Origin of the sequence: Bacteroides sp. HMSC067B03 (assembly GCF_001811315.1) — a bacterium.
GTDB lineage: Bacteria > Bacteroidota > Bacteroidia > Bacteroidales > Bacteroidaceae > Bacteroides > Bacteroides faecis.
In genome coordinates this window covers 61,206-83,048 of sequence record NZ_KV804390.1, presented here as the reverse complement: position 1 = coordinate 83,048, position 21,843 = coordinate 61,206, and the positions used below count along the sequence as shown (strand labels likewise).

The window sequence follows — 21,843 nt, the reverse complement described above, 5'->3', positions numbered from 1 at the left end:
GTTGATTCGTTAATTGTCATTCTTAAACCTATCATCCTTCTGCACTAACTCAAAGAATGGCAAATCTCTAATACCATCTACCTTTGAACCTATTTTACAAACACTTTCGAAGAGCTTAGCCTTGTTAATAAAGTCCATATAGCGTTCTCCATTAGGATCACTAGCACCAAATATGCTGGCAATTTCTGCTTTGCTGATAGAATTAACGTGATGAATTACCCAACTCAAAATAAACTGAGAATAATCTTCCTGCGCAGTCTTGAAATCACTGATATTTTGGGTGGACAGTATCATACCAACGCCAAACATTCGTCCTTCGCTTATAATGCTACGAAACGAATTGAAGTCTTTCTTCAAAAACTGATGTGCTTCATCTACCATGATCATAGCACGCAATTCACGGTAACCATCCTCTTGCTTACTACCACCAAGTTGACGCATTTCAGCATAGAAAAGATCAAGTATTAGGGATACTATTACTTTCTTTGTGTCGTCTGGATATAGTGTAAGGTCAATTACACGAACACTATTTAGCCATTCAAACAAGGATACACAATTACTGTTGTCGGTTGTGAATATTGTGTAATCTTGAAGTTTATCAAATAGAGCATAAGCTTTATCATTGGCATCATATGTTTCAAAATATTTATCAATAACTTGCTCCATTGTTGGAACAGGCTTATCCCACGTATTTGAATCCCTTGTAATACCAGCATCATTATATGTGTCAATAATAACCTGCTTGATGTTACTCTGTTGTTTCAATCCAAGCCCATAAGCTTTTGCAAACGAATCAGCTATTCTATCTGCTGTAATAGCGGGCAAATTCATGCCTTCAACCTCATCATTTACTACTAGCTTCAGAGGATTGAATGGATAGTTGAATTTATATGACGTTCCGCCAACAGCATCTAAGAATTCCTTATCCTTGTAGTCTCCCTTGTAGTCGAACACAAGCATACCAACAGGTTTACCTCCCACATTATGCACAGATTCCTTTGCGAACTGCGCAATAACAGATCGAGCAAACTGGGTCTTACCAGTACCCATTGTACCAATAATTCCCATATTAGGATGTGAGACCATTCTGGTATTATTGGGTTCAAAAAGGATATTCTCTCTTGTCACCTTTGAATAGCCAACTATAATCTGAATTGGTTGGTTCGACGAAATCTCCGAGTCTGGAGAATTTACTTCAATGATCTCATCCGTTGTTTGTTCACCCTCCTGTGTATCAGAAGAAATTTTTGCCACGTTACTCGATGTACTATGTTGATCTTTGGTTTCAGTAATATCTATGTCCTGAGCTTGAGCAGAAGAATTTTGGTTCTCAAAACTTTTAACTGGTATAGTACCTGATGGCATCGTGGTTGGTGAATCAAGGATTCCTAAATCTTTATTCTTCCAAAATGCCTTTACCTCATCGGCAACGATTATTGGCGACTGTATAAGCTGGTTAATTGCAGAAACATCATCGCTTATAATACAAGAGTTACATGTATTCAATGAAACCTCAATATGACAAACTAGGATATCATCATTAATCATATCAACAGAAGCTTCAGGAGCACTAGAGCCAGAAAACGCAACAGTTGCAGCATAACCCATTTCACGACACTTCATTTCATCTGCTATGGTATAATCCAAATTGAGTAACCGGAATCGGCAATTATCTATGAATTGATATTCAGCTTCATCTAATAGACCATTTGCCCAAAGTTTATCTGTGTTAGTAAGTATCTGTGATGCAAAAAACGTCTTATAAATATCATTTGCAAAACCACCTTCATCCATCAATGTTTTCTTGAGAACGTTATATGTCTTAACAACTTGTTCACTGGCGGTATGTGTGAAGTTGCTTCCTATAGAAGCTTTAACTTCAACAGGATAGTAATACAACTTTATTGCTCCTTGAACATCTTCAACACCGACTAGAAGCAAATCATCAGACATCTGGCCTTTCACGCCTAGGGCTTTCTTTGAGAACAAAGAATCTTGCTCAAGACCTATATTCCCTGTTACACGAAGTATTTCTTCGAGCGAAATAGGGACCCATACAACATTTTGGTTTCTAGACAAAAACCTCTTCATCATAATGCAAGCAGATACTATGCTCATCTTTTCTCGAATCTGCACATCAGTTTTTCTGATAACATCTAGTAACCAACTTCCATTCAAACTATTGAAATAGTTCATCATAGTACTCATGAACAATTCACGCTGATTTGTATTAGTAACACAGCTGTCATAATAACCAGCCAACATATTGTCATATTGCTTGGTCTGTCTGGTTACAGTAATACTATCATATTTTGCATTTATCGTATATTGGTCCGTATAGTGAATGACATAAAGATCTTTCTGACGATAGAAGAAATCTATATCAACTTCAGGATTTAAGAATGTTACCCAATTAGACTTGTCGTATATAGATTGTAAAAGCAAGTCGTCCTTAAACACATAGCTTTTGGCGAAGCACGTATCTGGAGAATAACTATTTGCCCAATGAGTGCGCTCATTAGCATACAGACTATTCATGTCGATAGCAATTGGATAAACCTTTCCATACTTGCTGAGATCTGTTGCAAATCCACGTGTACCAAATCCAACTGTATATGTTTTGCCCTTTTGGTTGTTAGTTGATGGGATAGAAATCAACCCATTCAAAGATAATTCACTTCGAAGTGCAGACGTTGGTGACTTAGAGAATTCCAAGCCTGTATCCATTTGATAGAAAGAAATGTGACAATAATCAATTTCATTATTACATTCATTTATATCATGCTTATAGAAATCAATTCTTGTAAAAAACTGTCTTATAATTTGTAATGGGCTGATATCTTTATTGCCCATATCTAAATATGTATCAACTTTGTCGAGCTCTTTACAAATCAATTCTTCTGAATTTAATCTATTAAGCTTTTCAAAGAATGTTTCTACAGCTAGATTCTTGACATACTCATGAACTTCTACTCTCTGAATTGCTTCAGGAGAATTCTTCATTTCGCTTTTAACGTATTCAAAAAGCCCCTTGACAACATTAGTATCGTCATAAATACCGATAGTACTTATTATAATAGGACTATCAGCAACCTGAAATAGATAACTGAAATGTTTCTTAAATTCCTTTATTTTACTTGTCACCATTTTAGTGGTGATATTGTATGTGCGAACCTGTTGTGCATTGCTGGCCTTCTCATAAAACAACCATGTTTTAAGGTCATCAGTAAATTCATCACAATATGGCTGCCTATCTGAATTTTCATAGGACATATATGGCATCAGGTAGAATGGCGAAACTAGTTTAAGTATTTTGGGATTCTCAAACATTTGTCCTTTGTACCTGTTTTTATATTCCATCATGTAGGCAATCAGTAGAGGATGATAAGGAGTTAGCATTACCTTGTCACCATCTTCAATAGTCCCCAATTTCGTAAGAGAGTACTCCTTTTCATCCATCAATTCATTTGGAGTAATTGACATGATTACATTATGTACCGCATCAACATACTCTTCGTATAACTTGAAGAGTTCATCATCTATATAACTCAATGTAGGCACATAGCCTTTTTCAGAGTAGTACACATAGATAGCATCTATTTTCTCCTTTACTAATGTAGGGAGTTGGAGTTCTACTGGCTCTAACTTGCTATCAAAACTTGTAAGACAACGCTTCATGCAGTATATGTTCTCTGTTGCCATTTTTCGTTCCAGTTCAAGATAGCTAAAAAATTCTTTATCAGCATTATATTCGTTTGAACCAACTCTTACTTTGTTTCCGCCAGGGAATTTAGCAGAAGTACCATTACTCCAAACCTCTCCAATCAATTTTGGCGGTTTAACTGGAACAATTCTTTGCTCATCAACTTCAATTTTGAATATAATCTTTTTATCCCCAAATGTGATTGGTAAGTCAACACCATCGCAGAAATCGTTAAGGTCAACTTTAACACTATAGTCATCATCCCATTCAATATCTCCAAGAGTATTTGTAAAGTCGATTTTCTTTGATCCTCTTCCAATAGAGATAGAATCAATATCTTCAGGTGTTTTTATTACGATATTTGCTTTTGAACTTATAGAAAAATATGGTTTGATTTCTTCAAAAGTACCATGAGGAGCTTTTACTCTCATCATTATGAAAGTAAATTTATTACTATCCTTACCTATTTCACATTTTACAGCATTATCAGCTAATTCTATTCGTACTGATGAACCTACAACCTTGTACTGAGTTGTAGGATTGCCCTTCACATTTATATCCTTGAGTACCGTACAATCAGAGATAGGTTTATTAAAATCAATTCTAACGCTTGTTGTTATATGGTCGGTATTATCACAAATGATCGCAAAGACTTTCTTAGATTTTTGCGTCATTTTAGGAAGAGGACTATTTATTAACTCAGCCGAATGATCATTAGCTATTTGAAGAGACACAAATTTATAATTAGCCTGCTCAGCTTTCTTTTCGACACTTTTCTTGATCTCTTCGTAGTCAATCTGCATCCACGTATCTGGATTCTTAACAATCTTATTTGCTAAGGCATTGTCATATATTTTAATAAGTTCTGTATATGCCTCAGTTGAATATGAATTAAGGATAGTCTTTATTTGCTCAAAATGATATGAGTTTCCTTTTATACGAGCCTCCATATCTTTTGAGTCAATTGTTATCAGACTTGGGGTTGTACAATATTTGTCAGGGAAATAACCAAACTTGTCATACTTACCCGAAAGTTCAACTGGATGTGATTGTAAAACGCCAAGAATATCTTTGAACATAAATAGGTCAGCTTCATGGTGAGCAATTCGTTCACGAATAGTTTCTGCATACCTTTTTAAGCACATTCTATCGTAATCAAGAATCGTTAGGTTGTCCAATTGGGTCAACATATTCTTGAAAATGGTATCTTGGTGTAAAGGTCCTCCCTCTGCTAGTAGATTTACTCCAGTTGATGTTAAGGATTCTAATTTATTATTGCATAGAATACAAAACAAAGTTTTGTCACTATATTGAGAATCAGGCTGAACTACAGCATTTCTAAGCGTAGTTAAATAACCATTATCTATTACACTTTCGTTACCAACAATAATTTCTGCCCCATCAGCATTTGGCTGAAAGCACTTGGTATTAAGCACATCGACATCCATCCATTCCTGACGGTTTTCGAAAATTCCTGTAACAGTTATATCATGAGCTGTCAGATTTTCTGCAATAGCATTATATAAGCCATTTCTATGTTCAGCATTTTCAAACAGAACATAAAAATATTTTAATCCAAATGAACCAGGCTTGTGTGTTGTGAAATAATCTGTGATTAGTTCATCAACGAGATATTTATAAAACGATTTTAACATATTGTGCTTCACCTGAGTCGCTTTTGCGCTCTAATAAGTTTAATTTCAGTAAGTAATTCTCAATTGCGGCTTTTGTGTCGTAGTCAAAGGCTACACCATATTTACCAAAACCTTCATAAAGATCCTCAAGTTTCATACGGGTACCTTTTGAGATCATCGCCATAAGAAAAAATAGCATTTCGTCATCAAGGTTTAGAATCTCCCTGCCACGTCTTGTTGATAGCATTCTTATTTTCATTATATTGTTGACGCGTATCTTCATCTTTGATTCATACTCCTTGGATTGTAAAGTTGTGCAAAGCAGTCCTAGCTTAAGAATAAAATCATCGTAGGAATTGACTTCGGTAGACACCTCATCTGGGAATTGAAACTTTGCTACTTCACGTTTTTTGAGCTGTTCGCGTTTATCACGCTGATAAGAACATATGACATCTTCAAGCAGCATTTTAATTTCATCGTTGAAATCCTGTTCTTTAAGTTTATTGTATACATCATTATAAAAACCTATGTTGCCATCTAGTAAACTATTAAGAATGTCTAATGCCTCAATTCTTCCAAACGATTTCTCTAAAGCTTCTTTGTTAACGTATTTATTCCAGCCATTAGTGACAGCCTCTCGACCTTCAGATGCATGCTCAGAAGTAAGGATATAATACATCTTTTGTGGTTTCTCAGGAACTATATTGTATTTGCGATAATCAAGATACACAAGTGTCTGAGACAGAGAATAACACAGGTAGAAGTGGAGGAATACATGAATATATTTCACAACAATGCTATCATCACGTTTCAAGAACCATTTAAGGTCTTCACCAAAAGCCTCCTTAATAAAAGGGAGAATAATATATTCATTTTCATTTGAACCTCCTGTGCCAGTTGAGCTACTGAGTGCAGATATAATAATTTCATTGAAGAGATTAGGCTTCTTTGATAACATATCGACAAGTAGATCTTTTGGACAAAGCATAGAAGAGAGGTATTCTGCAATGGATCGCTGACCATGTTCATATTTCTTGGAATTTGTATTACCATCAGTGAGAGGTAGAAATTTCAAAAAAGAAGGGTCAATGATCGTTAATGAACCATCTGAATACATTACATCCTTCATTATCTCAATAAACTCTTCAACCTGTTTCTCTTTCATATGCTTCTGTTGTAATAGATAGTTACGTACAGGTTGAATAGCATTGTTTTCAAAATCTGATATTGCTTTTGTTTGTCTGTCTTTACTTTTTCTGAAAAACTCTCCAGTTATACCTCGTAAGCCACAACTTCTATCATAGTTAGAAGTTGAAGGATTACTGGTAAACGGCAATACTTGCACAGACGATCTAAAAGCATCTGTAAACTCTTTATCCTCTAACAATACATTTTCCACAACACCGTTTTCAAAACGAATTCGAGACGCTGTAGGCAATGCTTTATCTTTTGTGGTATCCTTATAATAGGAACTATAGAAATTCTCTGTATTAATCATGATAGCGTTACGACGTTGTTAAGTTTTGATCTAAGACAAACTGTTTTTTCATCAGATGATATGATTACTACCTCCTTATCGCCTGAACTATATTTAATTAACTCACGGATGAAACGGCTGAATTCCATATTCAATTCACTTTCATAGGTAATTGGAAGTTTCCCTTTCTCAAGTGAACAGATGTATTCGAACAATTGGTAATCCATTTTAAGTTCAACTGGATTATTCTTAACATCCCATTGCATTGGTATATATAATAGGAATTCATTTCTAAATTGTCCGATATAAGGTGCGTCTACACTTGACATTGACTTGTCTATTCTTGCAAAGAGTCTGTATTTACTTCCTTGAATATTGAGAGGAATTAGATCATTCACTTGGGTGTATGCTCCATAATGGCGTGGAATACTCAAATCGACTTTTTCTTCTAATTCAAGGATTATTTCATTTCTAGATTCTTCATTGTTATATAATGAGAGATTCCTTAGGAACTGGCGATATACATCAGATTCACTATGATAATCAAGAAGATGAGAAACTCGAAATATAAATTTTGAGATTCTCTCTGTATCTTTACCATGATTTTTGTAGTAAAAATTAATTTTCTCCTTCAGTGATTCATAGACACATGACAGCTTGTTTTTATCTAGCATATCATCATGCAATTTATAGGCTGTAAACATAACTGCCAAAGACTTATTATGGTCAAGACTACTCACTCGAAGAGGATCTAATTGACATACCATTTTTTGAATCTTACTAGAATTACCTGAGAATATAAGACTTGGCAATAACGATTCAAATAAATGACGGCCTTCATTGTACTTTTCGGAGAATGGAAATACAATTATAGAACATACAAAGTCAAAGAAATCTCTTGGCGTAAAGATTAGCTGAAAACGTACCATGCACTCTATTATGAGCATTACAATACTCTTTTTTACTACAAGCAAAGAAAGTATCTCGAAGTTTAATACTTCTGGATACATTGCCCCATAATGGCTATCCTTTTTTGTTTCCTCATACGCAGCATAAAATGGATTGCAGCAATCTGCTTTTGTGATTTTATTCAGAATTTCACTTATAAATGACGATTCTACAGGATATTCAGAGCCATCTTGTGTGAGCTCAAAATTTTGCTGATTACTGAACGAGACAAATCTTAGGTAATCTGTTTGATTTATACTTTCATAGTGGTCACTTAGAACCTGCTTTGCTAAATTCCCAATTTCTGAAAAGTTTTCATCATCAACAAAATCATTAAGTTTACCAAGATTTATGGCAAGAAGGGTTTTAGTTGAAGTAGTCTTGATATGCTGGTCGTCATAGTTGCGTAATGCGATCTTAAGCGTTTCTATAGAAGACATATTTGGAGAGCAACTAGCTGTAGCATCATTATAAAACTCAAAATCATTGTAGTCATTCGTATTTTTGAGTTTACTTATAATGTGTGACTTTCCATCACCAGCATTACCAATAAGTAACACTAAGCCACCTCCGTTTTGTTTGATGGCATCCATGTGTTTCTTAAGATTTACTTCTATAAGTCTATCAACATTCAGATATTCAGCCAATTCATTTAATTGACATCCGTTCTGAACTGCGCCTAACGAGCCATGGCTCAGTTGTTTAAATATGTCTGTTATCTTGCTCATATTCTATTTTGCCAAAGGATTGGATCTATAAGATCCTCCATTTTATAGTTGTACATCTGTATTAACTCATCATAGTGATTGGGGAACATTTCTAGTACATCTAGGGCTGTTTGTAAAGTTCTACAAATCTTTCGGACCTTGCCATTCTTATTTGGATGTGCATAGAAACCTGCACTAAGGTCCTTTTGGAAAGCATCAAACGATTTAATTTCATCTAAAACCTCAAAACCAGAGTGCTGTTCCCAGTAAGTTTGATTTCTGTAACAATATTCCCAAAATGACATTTTTTTGTAGAATGCCTGCTGATTACACCATCGAGCTATCTGAATATAAAAATTAGGAATTGGAGCCTTATGATAATCTTCATGCCTCATTACATAACCGACACAGCCATAGGACATAAGTATCTTTATTCTTTGGAACAATTCCCATATATCCTTGTAGAATTTATCTTGACTATGCTCAGCTTGCTTATATCCACAAAACAAATAAAACTTTGTTCCTTTTTTAGGATTATAACGTTTCCAAATTTTGAGTGACTTTTCAATTAGTTCATGGTCCTTCCAATTATCAAACGCAAAAATAAAATCTCCATGATAACGTGAACGTGATAACATTTCTGCCATTTCTTCACCATAAGGACTTTCTGCCAACATACGCTCATCAAGACCTTGACGGAATTGAAATGGACGTTTTGTCTCTATAAGTTGTTCCAATAGTGGTCGCCATATTGATGGATCAGATGCTAGAAAATTATCATCCCATAGATATATATATGGACGAATAAGTTTACCATTATCATCCCGTTCCTCATCTAAAAAACATTGTAGTTTAGAATATGGCAATATATGATTCTCAAGTTTATTTACGCAAAAAGGACAATGTCTTACACATCCACGAGTTAAAAATCCGATCGAATATTTCTGATAATCCTTATATTTCTCTCGTTTAAAACCTTTTTCAACTTGTTGATTTACAAAAGAGTCATACAGATGATAGTATGGCATTTGCCTAGCCATGTTTATACCATACTCTTTGCCTCCATGGAAGTTTCTCAACGAATTTAGGAATTCATCGTTTTCTAAGCGATTCATGTCATCTTCACGCATTTTGCGATATTCCATTACATTTGCTTCATTAGCATAGAAACCTGTTCCTCCACAATGGAATTTTCGCTCTTCAGATGTACCTTTAGCACGTATATACAGTTCAGGTAACTCGGTATATGTGAATACACGAGACATGTATATTTTTGTATAATGCGATGTATCTGCTTTGGGATCTAGTATCAACTCAAATTGAATTCCGTTGTCATGGAAGAATCCTGCTAATTTAAGCAACACAAGATTAGGATGACGTGTACATTGTCAAGCAAGTCAGCATCTATTAATCCTATTATTTTTTTTATTCTAGCCATTATTATTCCTCCAATGATTTAACAAAAGCTTGGCCTTTCTCTGTTAGCACATAACCACCAGTCTTTAAAGATCCTTGATACTCTATCAAAGCTAAAGGCTCTGATGATAGCTGTTTAATGGTTCTTTCTAAAGTTGCTTTGGAAATTTCGATATTTTCCAATAATGATTTGCGCTTAATAAGAGGCGACTTTGATATTGCCAATAAGACAGTTTGTGCATTATCATTTATAGCCTCATTTATAGCCTCATTTATAGCCTCATTTTTCGCTTCACCTATAGTTAAAGAACCCTCAAAGCCCTCATGACAAGGGATTTCTATCAAGAAGTAGCTTCTTTCTTCATTGGTTTCAATCACAGCTGGAGCAGAGCCATTTCTGCGTAATTCGTCCTGAATGGTTGGGATGCCAGTACCACGACCTTCCGACAACTGCAACTCTTTAAGGTAATCACCCAAACGACGGTTACGATATCGACGTGACTTTAGACGTTCTGCCTTTTGAATAGCATCCAAACTTATAGAGCGATCTGGGCCAGTATAGCTAAGAATTGATATTTTATCTGGTTCAATTGTTATCTCCACTGGCTCACGCTCTTGATAATCTCTATGATATAGTGCATTAACTACAGCCTCTTCAATCGCCTGGTAAGGATAGTTGAAATAGGTTATAGACTCCGCTTTATCTTTAGGTTTGATGATTCTCTTCTTGATAACATTTGTTTTGATATAGTCCAATGCTTGCTTAATCATTTCAGGTACAGGACCTACGATCTTTGGAACCTCAATCATATTATTGGGATTCTTGATGCAGCCCTCTGGAAAGATTACAATATCAACCTGCGTGGTTGGGAAGAACTTGGCTGGATTTTTAGAGAACATCATAGCAGCTACATTCTTCACTAGCTGACATTCAGTTGGTCCAACTAATAAGTCCATTTGAGACAATATCTCAGACATTGACAGCTTTTCAAAATCAGCTACCAAGCGACTATTTACAGTTTGTAGATAATCCAGAACCAATGCTCTAGAAATATCTGTCTGTTCAATATTTTCATTCCCTCTTTCATCAAATGGAAGGCGACTTGCCAATTCACGCAATTCATCCAATACTTCGCCTTTTGCCTCTATGGTATTGGTACCATTACGCACATACCATTTACATGGTGATTGATTGCTCGCTGTAACACGTTCACGCACATTATACGGACGATTTACACCTGCTGGTACCCAGATAAGCAATACATATTTATCATCTACCTCCTGAACATCAACTCTTGGCATGTAATAAGGATCAATCTTATTGTTATAGCCAATCATTTCACGCTGGATTTTGTCAAGCTCTTCAACAGGAACTCCTGTTACAGGGCGTTTTGCGATGCCTGTATTATCTTCCTCTTCTACACCTACAACAATGTATCCTCCTCCAAGATTATCAATATCGTTGGCGAAAGCACAAATAGTACGATAGATTTTATCAGGATTCCAACCTTTTTTAAATTCAATGCGGGTGGATTCTATTTTGCGTTTGTGAAGTAGATCTTCTATGTTAACTGGAATAGCCATGTGGATTACTTAGTTAGATTTATCTTTTTCTACATGAATCAACTCTCTCACATCAACATTCAAGAGCTCTGCGATGCGAAACAGTGTTTCCAAGTCTGGTTGTGAAGCATTTGTACACCAGCGAGACACTGAACATGCATTCTTGCCTACCTGCTGAGATAGCCAGCGAGCTGTTTTATTTTTTTCAACCAATACAATTTTAATCCTATTTAGTTGCTTCATGACTGAATTTGTTTATAGTTTAATGCAAACATATTAAAATTTATCGTAATGGGCGAATAATTTTCAGGTTAATTTGAATAGTCGCATAAAATTGACTAAGTGCCATTGTTGATTTTAATAAAAAAGTATTTATAAGTCGTGGAAATGTGGTGTTTTTGATAGATTTCCACGAGGGATAGCGCATTTTCCTTTTTATGTTCTTAAAGAGATTTGCTGACAAAAGAAAAATAGAATGACTTTACTTTAATGTCGTACCCTACATATACGGATAATAAAGTAAAGCTATATTCAAAAAGAGGGAAAAGAAGAAAGAGGCTTTGCCTCTGATATTTTCTTTTGTTTGATTACTTGTTAAGTGTAAGGGGGTACTTTCAAAGTACATCCTTAGCAATAATGATAAATGAGGAACAAATCGTTATGCATATGTCACCCATCAAAGGGGTGTCCATTTCGGCTACCCCTTGAATTGCGACCTCTCCCTGATATTTTTCTTTTGTTTGCTTATTGCTTTAATCACAAGATGGGGTCGTTTCAAAGGACATCATCTATTACATTTCACCAAACCTTGAACCAGTGTCGCAAATCACGACGGTGCTTTTAGAAATATATGGAATTGTAGGGAGGCCCTGTAACGGGGCGTCCAAAAAACGATGACCCCTTATAACATGGAGTCACATTTCGTTACCCCATACTATAGTACATAATAAACAACGAGGAACAAATCGTTACATATATGTAACATATCAATCCCAAAGGGGGTGTCCATTTTGGTCACCCCTTGAATTGAGCCCTCCCTGATATTTTTCTTTTGGTGGATTACTGCTTAAATCACAAGATGGGGTACTTTCAAAGTACATCATCCGCATTTTTGTGATATTACTACTTTAATCGCAAGATGGGGTATTTTCAAGCTACCTCATATGTTGCATTCCACTAATTCTTGAACCAGGGTCGTATATCACGACGGTGCTTTTAGAAATATATGTAATGACAGTGAGGCCCATTTAGAAGGCGTCCCCAAAACGATGCCCCCTTTGGAATCTAAACCGAAGCCTAAAACAAGGCGGAGGTTTTAAGACATGCCATCCTGAATTATAATGTCACATTTCTCACATGGGTGAAGCCGTGAAACACGGCGCCATCACTTTTTTGAATATGATGTCGCAATTTGCTACCCCATACTACTGCATTATGTTCGTACACCATACCGTAGCTTTCATTCCGCTAGTTATCATGCCTTGTATAATCAAGGAGTCTCTAAAAATGAAAACCGAAGCCCTAAAACAAGGCGGTGGTAAAAAAATACCCCCTCTGGAATAGAGTTTAAAAATTACACAAGGATGAGGCCCTGAATCAGGGCGCCACATTTATACTCATCACAACCGATGAGATTCAGCAGAGAAATATTTGATTTTTCTTTTGTCTGCCAAGCCTATATACAGTCATAGCCCCTAGTCTCTATAACTTACTATATCTGATTATTTAGGGCTATAATCGGCTTAACTTACTACTTGTATTTATTTATACTACGGCTTTTATATCAGGAACTGTCACTAATGATGACCTGATTCTTGCAGTTATAACCACATATCTAAATCAAGTATCTGGTTACATCTTGGAACAGTCGTTCTGTACAACACATGTTGATTTTTCTATTGTATGCTTAATAAGTAGGTAATTATCCTGTGATGATAAACAAAATGTAGTCTATTTGTATATTGGCAATATATAAAACTCGGTATCTTTATCTATTAAGAGCGTGGAATGTAAATAATTTGCATATACTACAATTTCTTAATTTAGTCGACTGCGGAAAGTTATGCAGTTAAATTTGCGTGAAAGTCTCCTGCAATTAGTTGACATAATCGGCGATAATTCCACGTATATTTCGTACCTTTGCAAAAGGAAAAGTAGAAGTGAACTTCGTGGCAAATTTAAAGTTTTGCTGGTTCTTATGAAATGAGGGAAAATTGATGCTAAAATATTGATTTTCACAAGAATAAAACAAATTCGACCGCTATTCTACCGTTTAAAGCGTAAATTCCTCATTTCGAATATTATAGGCATGGTGCATCGGGAAATAACAATCCCCAATATATTTATTAACACCCTAAATATCCCAATATATGTTTTCCCCCACAATTGATACCCTTCTTCGAACAAGCGATTATAGTAGCAATTGCCATGAGAAAAGAATTAATGATATTTCTTCTGGCTATTACTCCTCATACCTATTTTCTAATAAATATTCAACAATTTCTTTATATGCCGGTAGCCACATAACTTCATCAAGGGAGCTTAGTACTAGCCACCGTGCAGATTTATGTTCACGAAGCTCCAATTCACCGACTAAAATTGTACACAGATAACAGTGCATAGTAAGGTGAAAAGATGGATAGTCAAAATCAGTAGTACATATAAATCCATCAATACTAATGTCAACACCTAACTCTTCTTGAATTTCCCGTCTGAGTGCATTTTCATGGCTTTCGCCTTTCTCTATTTTACCACCAGGAAATTCCCACAAACCTTCAAACTCGCCATAACCACGTTGGGTTGCAAAGTATTTTTCATTATCATAGATTATAGCTGCTACAACTTCTATCTGTTTCATAGCTTATATTGCTTTAACATATTGTGCCATTGCTGGTTGTTGAAGTTTCCATGTGATATTCATAGGGAAGTCGTCATGAGAAGACATATACTCTACTAGACCAAAACAATGGAAAGGACAAGTATTACCATAACCATCCTTTTTCTCTTCACGAACAAAGAGGATTATTTTGTTTTGTGTATCAGCTTGCTTAGTATATCGCTGTCCTCCATTATTTTGATGAGAGTCTGTGTTTTGTGACTGCCAATGGAAATAGTGTTCATTAATGAGATAATCATTATACTGTGTTGAAGGAGAAAAATCCTTATCTGATTTATTAAGCGTTACAAAAAGTAATGTAGCATTGCATTCGGACAAATTAAAGACTCCCGTTACAGAACCTTGCATCTTGCGCGCTTCCGTTTGCCTACCGACAAGCGTAAAAATTTCCTCACGGGTATAGCAACCGTATAATTCAAGTCCAGGCAAAACATCCTCTCCTAAAGGCATCGTTTTTAGTTGAAGATGCGCAAGCAAATAAGAAATAATTTCCGAAATCTCTTGCTTAAAATAGCTGTACATTTCCTTATGGATCAATTCAAGCGCTTCATAAATACTGGCAAAACCTGTTTTATCCAAACGATCCTGAAAAAGAGCGTAATATAGCATCAAAGCATACTTATAATTTTTAGTATCAAGATATTGCTTACTTCCATCGATAAAGAGTTCTATAAAATGAAGGAATGATGCAGTATTGTGGTGCAATAAGTTAGCCATCCCTTTCTCCAACCGTTTGGTTATAACATCGTCTTTGTACGCGATACGACCTGCAGCGCGCTTAAGCGATGTCCAGCAATTGTTACTTTGATAAAGAGTACGAATATCTTGTCCATTATTCTCTAAAAACTGAGAAATGGTAGGTATATTAGGGTAACTATTGATTTCTCTGATAATGCGATTCTTGTTATAAATAGCACTTTGGATATTATCAAGAATATATTGTCTTGCTTTCTTCTCCATCACGATACTGCAGCCTGATGGCAACAAAGTGAATCCATCTTTGATTTGCTTAACAATATTCTTTTCAGGATTGAGCATCAAAGCCCGGAAACGACTAGCAAAGTCATACTTACGATTAGATTGTGCTACGAAGTCAAGTACAGTGAGTTCCGTCTTACCTACAGAAAGGCGCAAACCACGTCCTAACTGTTGAAGAAAGATCGTTAAACTCTCTGTGGGACGTAGAAAAAGTACAGTATCCACTTCAGGAATATCTACACCTTCGTTGAAAATATCTACTACGCAGAGATAATGAATAGCTCCTTCACGCAGTTCTTTAGCAAGTTGCTTGCGTTTATCAGATGGTGTATCCGATGTTAAACTCTGAGCATTAAATCCATACAGACTCAACTGTTCTGCCATAAAATCGGCATGACGTTTATTCACACAGAAACAGAGTGCACGGCACATATATTCATTAGCGAGGTATTTATGCAACGCTTCAACAATATACCCAGCTCGTTCTTTGCTGCAAAGTTTATCCGCAAGACGCTCGATATTGTATTTTTGCCCATTCCAAAGAGCATCATCACTAAGATCAGTAGAATCTGTTACGCAAAGATATTGAAATGGTGTGAGCAATCCTGCTTGTAAAGCTTGTGGCAAGCGAATTTCTGCACTAATTCGTCCACCAAAATCTGGTCGAAGATCACGTCCATCCATACGCTCAGGTGTAGCAGTAAGTCCAATAAGGAGTTGCGGTACGAAGTGAGCAAACAATTTTCGGTAGCTTTCTGCCTGACTGTGGTGAGCTTCGTCAATCACGATATAATCATAAAAATCAGCACCTAGTTTCTCAAAAAAATCTTCAAAACGGGAGTTTAACATAGAGATGGAAACAAACAAATTTTCGTATTCGCTTTCATCTTGTGGGCGGCAATTGCCTACCCACAAAGTACCGAAATTTGCATCACCAAGCACACTACGATAAGTATTCAACGATTGGCGAAGAATTTCCTCCCGATGAGCCGTAAATAAAATGCGGCTTCTAGAGTGTATGCGACGAAATTCCTGATAGTCAAAAGCTGAAATCACTGTCTTTCCTGTACCAGTAGCCGCAACAACTAAATTTTTGAAATTCTTAAGCTCTTCACGTTCTACACGTAACTTGTCAAGAATTTGTTTTTGATGAGGAAGAAGAGTAAAATGTCGATATATCACTTCATTCGAAGTATCTCTAAAGATATTACGATGTATTTCTTTATTAAACTTTTCTATACCTCCAAGCCGGAAATCCTCAAAATTAGAACTATTCCAGTACATCTCAAATGTAGCAAGAGCAGTTTTTATTATATGTGGATTTTCAACACTTGTAACGCGTATATTCCATTCAAGACCTTCAGTTTGAGCAGATTTTGAAAGATTTGACGAACCGATATAAGCAGTATTCATACCGGAGTTGCGCACAAAAATATATGATTTGGCATGTAGACGTTCAATATCTGTATTATAAGAAATACGTATTTCAGTATTCGGCAACGCAGCAAGCTGCTCTATTGCTTTAGCCTGTGTAGCTCCGCAATAAGTAGTTGTTATGATCCGCAAACGATTCCCTTCTTTTTGGCAGAATTTGAGCAAATCATTGAGCAATATACGGACACCTGATACTTTCAAGAAAGATACAATGAAATTTATCTCATTAGCACTTGCTATTTCACGGCGTATTTCTTCTCCTAGAGAAAGCAAGCTACTACCGCCCGTAAACAGATTACTTACGCGAAAGCCAGAGATGGGACGAATAGTTTGTATGCGACTTTCTGCTTGTAATAGTGCTTGTTGTCTGCTCATTACCTCCGTTAACAATTTTGAAGGTTCAGCTATCTGAATTTCATCAATAACCCCAGCTTCTTTCAAGATATTATTTATAAGATTTACGCGATCTTCTTGATTTTCGATCTCCTCAAGTTTCTGGCGAATCACCTTCCCCAAATAATTGGCTAGTATTTGTGGAGACTCTGCCTCATCTATATTTTGTAACATACAAACCATACCTTGCTCTTCAATTTCATGAATATGCTGCTTTGTTATCTGGTTGATAACATGTTCGTATATACCCTTCTTTAGCATATAAAAGATTTATTTAAATTGTTTTTCCTGCACTACCGAGACTTCCATAAAGTTCATCTCACCTTCAAAGACAAAAGTAAATATAAAAAGACAGAAAAGCTAATACAATTACTTTTTTCTGAACGCCAATAATACCCTGTTTTAAATAGATGAGTACATCCTTAAACAATAAGCCTACAAAATATTCAGCTAAAATAGCTGGAAGAAGATTAGGTCTATTTTAAATAGAACAGTATCTTTGTGCATCAATAAGTTTTTATGCTTTATACTCTAAAGCAAATCTTTTGACTTTACAGAATAAACAACATAATATGGCAACAATAGAAGAACTTACAGAAACCATTGTGAAATTCAGAGACGAACGGGACTGGGCCCAATTTCACAATGCTAAAGATTTATCATTGGCATTATCCATTGAAGCAGCAGAACTGAACCAACTCTTTCTCTGGAAATCACCGGAAGAGGCAAATGTTGAAAAAATAAAAGAAGAATTGGCAGATGTCCTCAATTACGCATTACTCATTGCTAATAAATATAATTTTGATGTCGCCCAAATCATACTGGATAAAATAGAGAAGAATGCGCAAAAGTATCCGGTTGAGAAAGCCAAAGGATCTGCTAAGAAATATAACGAATTATAACCGAACACCATGACCGGCAAAAGAGTATTATACCAAGAACCGCAGGCTACGTTTTTTCATGATGTAATGACCAATCTGTTTACAGACAAAATAACAAAGGCCGCCACCTATTATAACTTACACCCAAGCAATTCAGAACTAATGTCATGGGGGAATAATGCCCCTAAAATAAAAGACTTGCTTCAGTTGAGCGGAGTTACTGATACATATGTGACATTCGAGTACCTCGTTCCATACAACATGAAACGCATTGACTGCATCTTATAAGGTAGAAACTCACAAAATCAGGGAAATGTAGTCCATATCGAATTAAAACAATGGGACAACAAAGGGGTCCGGGATGCTGACTGCGAAGGAAACTTCAACGTCGACGAAGATTCAGACACCACATTCCAGGTACAGGCATACACAGGCGGAGGACACCGGCTGGTATCCCACCCTTCCCAACAAGTAAGAGGATACAATGATTATCTGACCGGATTCATAGAAATATTGAGCAGCAAAGAACTTCATATCGAAGGACTCGCATACTGCTACAATTACCGCAAAAACAAAACACCCAATACCTTATTTGATGAGAAATACAGCGAACTCCTGCAAGCATACAAAACGTACGCCGGCGACGAAGTGCAGGAACTCGCCCAACACCTGCAGCAAGCATTAGGCAACGGCGATGGCGAAACGATCTTCCACAAAATGATCAACAGCCCCATACGCCCTTCTAAAAAACTGCTGGAATCGGCAGCCAACCTGATTCATGAGGGTAATGTATCTGCATTCGCCCTAATCGAAGAGCAGATTATAGCGCGCAATGTCATTCTTGATAAAATCCGCAAAATCGGTAACAAGAAAAGTATCATTATCGTAAAAGGAGGACCGGGAACCGGAAAAACAGTGATTGCCTTACATATCCTGGCTCTATTGGCGGGAAACAAGAAAAGTTATAATATCCGTTATGCCACAAAATCAAAACCTTTACTGGAAGGGGTAAAAGACCGGTTGCCGCGTGGCAGTAAGGCTAAACTGCTATTTTCAAATGTAACTCAGTTTATTCCGGCCAACTGTGAACCTAATAATATAGATGTATTGCTGGTCGACGAAGCCCATCGCATCTCTAATAGTGCAAACAACCAATACACGCCGACTGATAAACGAACCAATCTTACACAGATTCAAACAATCGTCCAAGCAGCCAAGATATCCGTATTCTTTATCGACGACAAACAAGCCATCCGAAGCGTCGAGATCGGATCTTCCCAACTCATTCGGGAATGTGCCAAAGAATACAATGCCGATATTGCAGAAGTCGAATTAAAATCCCAGTTCCGCTGCAATGGTTCGGACAACTATCTGGACTGGCTTGAACAAGTTATCTATAATGAACCTGTAAAATCATCCTTCAAAGAAGATGAATTTGACTTTAAAATATTCGACGATCCTCAAACACTGTATGATGAGATAAAGAGAAAAGACAGTATAGACGGGCAAAGCGCACGCCTGACTGCAGGATTTTGCTGGCCATGGTCAAGTTCTCTGGATGAGAACGGAGATTTTGTAAAAGATGTTACCATCGGGAACTTCGCAATGCCGTGGGAAACCAAAGATACTATTACCAATATTCCCAAGGGATATGTCAAGTGGTATGAATGGGCATATAAACCCGAAGGCATCAAACAAGTCGGATGTATATATACGGCGCAAGGTTTTGAATTTGATTACATAGGTGTCATCATCGGTCCTGATTTACGGTATGACACAGAGCAACAATGTCTGATTACAGACATTAAAGAAATCAAAGATCCTATGTTAAAACGAAATGCGGCATATTTTGATAACTACGCCCGCAACATCTACCGTGTTTTAATGTCCAGAGGAATGAAAGGTTGCTATGTATATTGCTGTGATGAAAATTTAAAAGAATATTTGAGAGCTAAAATTAGAGATAGAAAATAAGAAAGTATGGCAGGCTGGCTGGAACTTGTTTCAAACAGGTTCCAAACAAAATAAAGCGTTTGTTTTCCGTATCATTTACAAAAAACCGTCCTACAGACGACATCAGATACGAAGATAACCACTACCGTTATACACAATCAAAAAAACAAAGTATGTATCTTACAAGTATGACTCACGAGGAACTGTATGCCGAAGTGCATAAGGACCTCATCGAAATATCGACCAAAGCAAATATGTTCATGGATAAAGTTCGTAAGAAAACAAAGAACATGCTGCCATATCCTTTGGCGACCCAGCGTATAACCCTCACCACCACCCGAAGAAATGTGTGGACAGTGGTGGGAAAACACAATTCATATATGCAAGGCGTAGGATTTCAGGCTTACGCCCCCATTGTCGGCGCTTCAAGCAATGGCTATATCCAAATGTCGGGTTTCAAGCCCCGTGATATGGTGATGCATTACACAGCGCATTTCATGCAACGATATAAAGAACGTTACATCGACCATTATCAAATAGACCGCAAGGGAGAAAACTTATTCGAGTACTTTGTATATAACAATCCGCAAGTCTTGTATACCCGCAAGAATAATGGCGGCTATTTCATCGTTTCCGACCATGGTATTGCAGTAGCCGATTTAAGCAACGACCTAAAACTCATGACTCATGTCACTTTTCTGGGAGATGATGAACTGACGCTAAAGAAACAGCTCATCTATGATGAGGAAATCAAAATCTACAAAGGGGCACTTGAGCTGAAACGGTTAAAATCAAGAAAACAAAAGGATGATCTCGTCACGATTTGGAATGTTGCCAAGAAGCATAATGCAGGTATTGAGATGGTAAAACGATGGTACCAATGGAATGGAGTAAAAGTGGATGAAGATTATCTTCAACAATGCATTGATCTCATTGAGAAATATAATGTCCAGTCACTCGATCAATTTGCGGAACTTATGTCCCGACAATAAAAAGGACCTTCATAAAATCTTTTTTATTAAAGATTATTACACCAACATATCCTAAAACCTCAGAACTATCGGGCACGAAGTTGCCAGAAAGCTACGGCAGCCGCAACGGCTACATTGAGCGAATCGACACCGTGCGACATAGGAATACGGACTACGTAGTCAGCTTCGGCAATCGTTTCCGGCGAAAGTCCGTCCCCTTCGGTACCCATCACGATAGCCAATCTGGGTTCGGTTGTCAGGACAGGATCATCAATGGAAACAGAGTTATCCGTGAGTGCCATGGCAGCTGTACGGAAGCCCAGCTTGCCCAAGTCGCTGAGAGAACCGTCCAGCCAAGTCCATGGTATAAGGAAGACCGTTCCCATCGATACTCTGACCGCACGACGGTTCAACGGGTCACAAGAGTTACGCGTCAGTAGTACGGCATCAATTCCCAAGGCGGCTGCCGAACGGAAAATAGCACCGATGTTGGTTGTATCAACAACACCGTCGATCACGACGATGCGCCGGGCTCCCCGACAGACTTCTGCCATACTGCGCACCGCAGGACGACGCATGGCACAAAGAACACCACGTGTCAGAACATAACCGGTCAATGTAGCAAGCAGTTCCCTGCTACCCGTATAGACAGGCACATTGCCACAACGTTCAATGATGTCGGAGGCATCGCCAATGATATGTTTATGCTCACATAAAATGGCTAAAGGTTCATAACCGGCGTCCAGAGCTCTCTCTATAACCTTTGGACTTTCTACGATAAAAATACCCTTGTCAGGCTCGATACGATTGCGTAACTGAGCCTCGGTAAGAGTACAGAATATCTCAACTCCGGGATGAGACAAAGAGGATATTTCGATAACAGGCATAT

Annotated in this window: 13 protein-coding genes; 4 read left to right on the top strand and 9 right to left on the bottom strand. The window is 37.1% G+C overall.

What is annotated here, in order from left to right; all coding sequences use genetic code 11:
* Nucleotides 1–9: 9 nt before the first annotated feature.
* From HMPREF2794_RS16620 to HMPREF2794_RS16580, 8 genes are all read right to left on the bottom strand, one after another.
* Nucleotides 10–5,370 (bottom strand): helicase HerA domain-containing protein, encoded by a 5,361-nt coding sequence (locus tag HMPREF2794_RS16620; protein WP_139147270.1) that lies wholly within the window; start codon nucleotides 5,368–5,370, stop codon nucleotides 10–12.
* Nucleotides 5,339–6,835, bottom strand: coding sequence for a DNA phosphorothioation-dependent restriction protein DptG (dptG, locus tag HMPREF2794_RS16615; protein ID WP_055271330.1), 1,497 nt, complete (start codon nucleotides 6,833–6,835; stop codon nucleotides 5,339–5,341). The genes HMPREF2794_RS16620 and dptG overlap by 32 nt, the downstream gene beginning before the upstream one ends.
* On the bottom strand, nucleotides 6,832–8,490 hold the full coding sequence (dptF, locus tag HMPREF2794_RS16610; RefSeq protein WP_055271328.1) for a DNA phosphorothioation-dependent restriction protein DptF: 1,659 nt from the start codon (nucleotides 8,488–8,490) through the stop codon (nucleotides 6,832–6,834). The genes dptG and dptF overlap by 4 nt, the downstream gene beginning before the upstream one ends.
* The gene (locus tag HMPREF2794_RS16605; protein ID WP_246839613.1) at nucleotides 8,487–9,833 is read right to left on the bottom strand and encodes a hypothetical protein; all 1,347 of its coding nucleotides are present in this window, start codon (nucleotides 9,831–9,833) and stop codon (nucleotides 8,487–8,489) included. Before HMPREF2794_RS16605 ends, dptF begins: the two co-directional genes overlap by 4 nt.
* A gap of 76 nt (nucleotides 9,834–9,909) precedes the next feature.
* Nucleotides 9,910–11,469 carry an RNA-binding domain-containing protein gene (locus HMPREF2794_RS16600; protein WP_070612378.1) on the bottom strand — a complete coding sequence of 520 codons (1,560 nt, stop codon included), beginning with the start codon at nucleotides 11,467–11,469 and terminating at the stop codon, nucleotides 9,910–9,912.
* Nucleotides 11,470–11,478: 9 nt separating this feature from the next.
* The gene (locus HMPREF2794_RS16595) at nucleotides 11,479–11,691 is read right to left on the bottom strand and encodes a helix-turn-helix transcriptional regulator (RefSeq protein WP_055271322.1); all 213 of its coding nucleotides are present in this window, start codon (nucleotides 11,689–11,691) and stop codon (nucleotides 11,479–11,481) included.
* Nucleotides 11,692–13,909: 2,218 nt separating this feature from the next.
* Nucleotides 13,910–14,305: a (deoxy)nucleoside triphosphate pyrophosphohydrolase gene (locus tag HMPREF2794_RS16585; protein ID WP_070751954.1), complete on the bottom strand. Its 396-nt coding sequence runs from the start codon at nucleotides 14,303–14,305 to the stop codon at nucleotides 13,910–13,912.
* A 3-nt stretch (nucleotides 14,306–14,308) separates the two neighbouring features.
* Nucleotides 14,309–17,410, bottom strand: a complete 3,102-nt coding sequence (locus tag HMPREF2794_RS16580) for a DEAD/DEAH box helicase (protein ID WP_070751952.1) — start codon at nucleotides 17,408–17,410, stop codon at nucleotides 14,309–14,311.
* 311 nt (nucleotides 17,411–17,721) lie between these two features.
* On the opposite strand from HMPREF2794_RS16580, the gene HMPREF2794_RS16575 reads away from it, so the two are divergent.
* From HMPREF2794_RS16575 to HMPREF2794_RS16565, 4 genes are all read left to right on the top strand, one after another.
* A complete protein-coding gene (locus tag HMPREF2794_RS16575; protein WP_022301599.1) occupies nucleotides 17,722–18,051 on the top strand; it encodes a nucleotide pyrophosphohydrolase in 330 nt (109 codons plus the stop codon).
* A 9-nt stretch (nucleotides 18,052–18,060) separates the two neighbouring features.
* Entirely contained in the window at nucleotides 18,061–18,318 is a 258-nt protein-coding gene (locus HMPREF2794_RS29595; protein ID WP_246839612.1) for a hypothetical protein, read from the top strand.
* Between the two features lie 225 nt (nucleotides 18,319–18,543).
* On the top strand, nucleotides 18,544–20,004 hold the full coding sequence (locus HMPREF2794_RS16570) for a DUF2075 domain-containing protein (RefSeq protein WP_246839611.1): 1,461 nt from the start codon (nucleotides 18,544–18,546) through the stop codon (nucleotides 20,002–20,004).
* 152 nt (nucleotides 20,005–20,156) lie between these two features.
* Nucleotides 20,157–20,975 (top strand): hypothetical protein, encoded by an 819-nt coding sequence (locus HMPREF2794_RS16565; protein ID WP_010537089.1) that lies wholly within the window; start codon nucleotides 20,157–20,159, stop codon nucleotides 20,973–20,975.
* Nucleotides 20,976–21,040: 65 nt separating this feature from the next.
* Here HMPREF2794_RS16565 and HMPREF2794_RS16560 read toward each other — a convergent pair whose 3' ends face one another.
* Nucleotides 21,041–21,841 carry a TrmH family RNA methyltransferase gene (locus HMPREF2794_RS16560; protein WP_070751957.1) on the bottom strand — a complete coding sequence of 267 codons (801 nt, stop codon included), beginning with the start codon at nucleotides 21,839–21,841 and terminating at the stop codon, nucleotides 21,041–21,043.
* Between the last annotated feature and the right edge of the window lie 2 nt (nucleotides 21,842–21,843).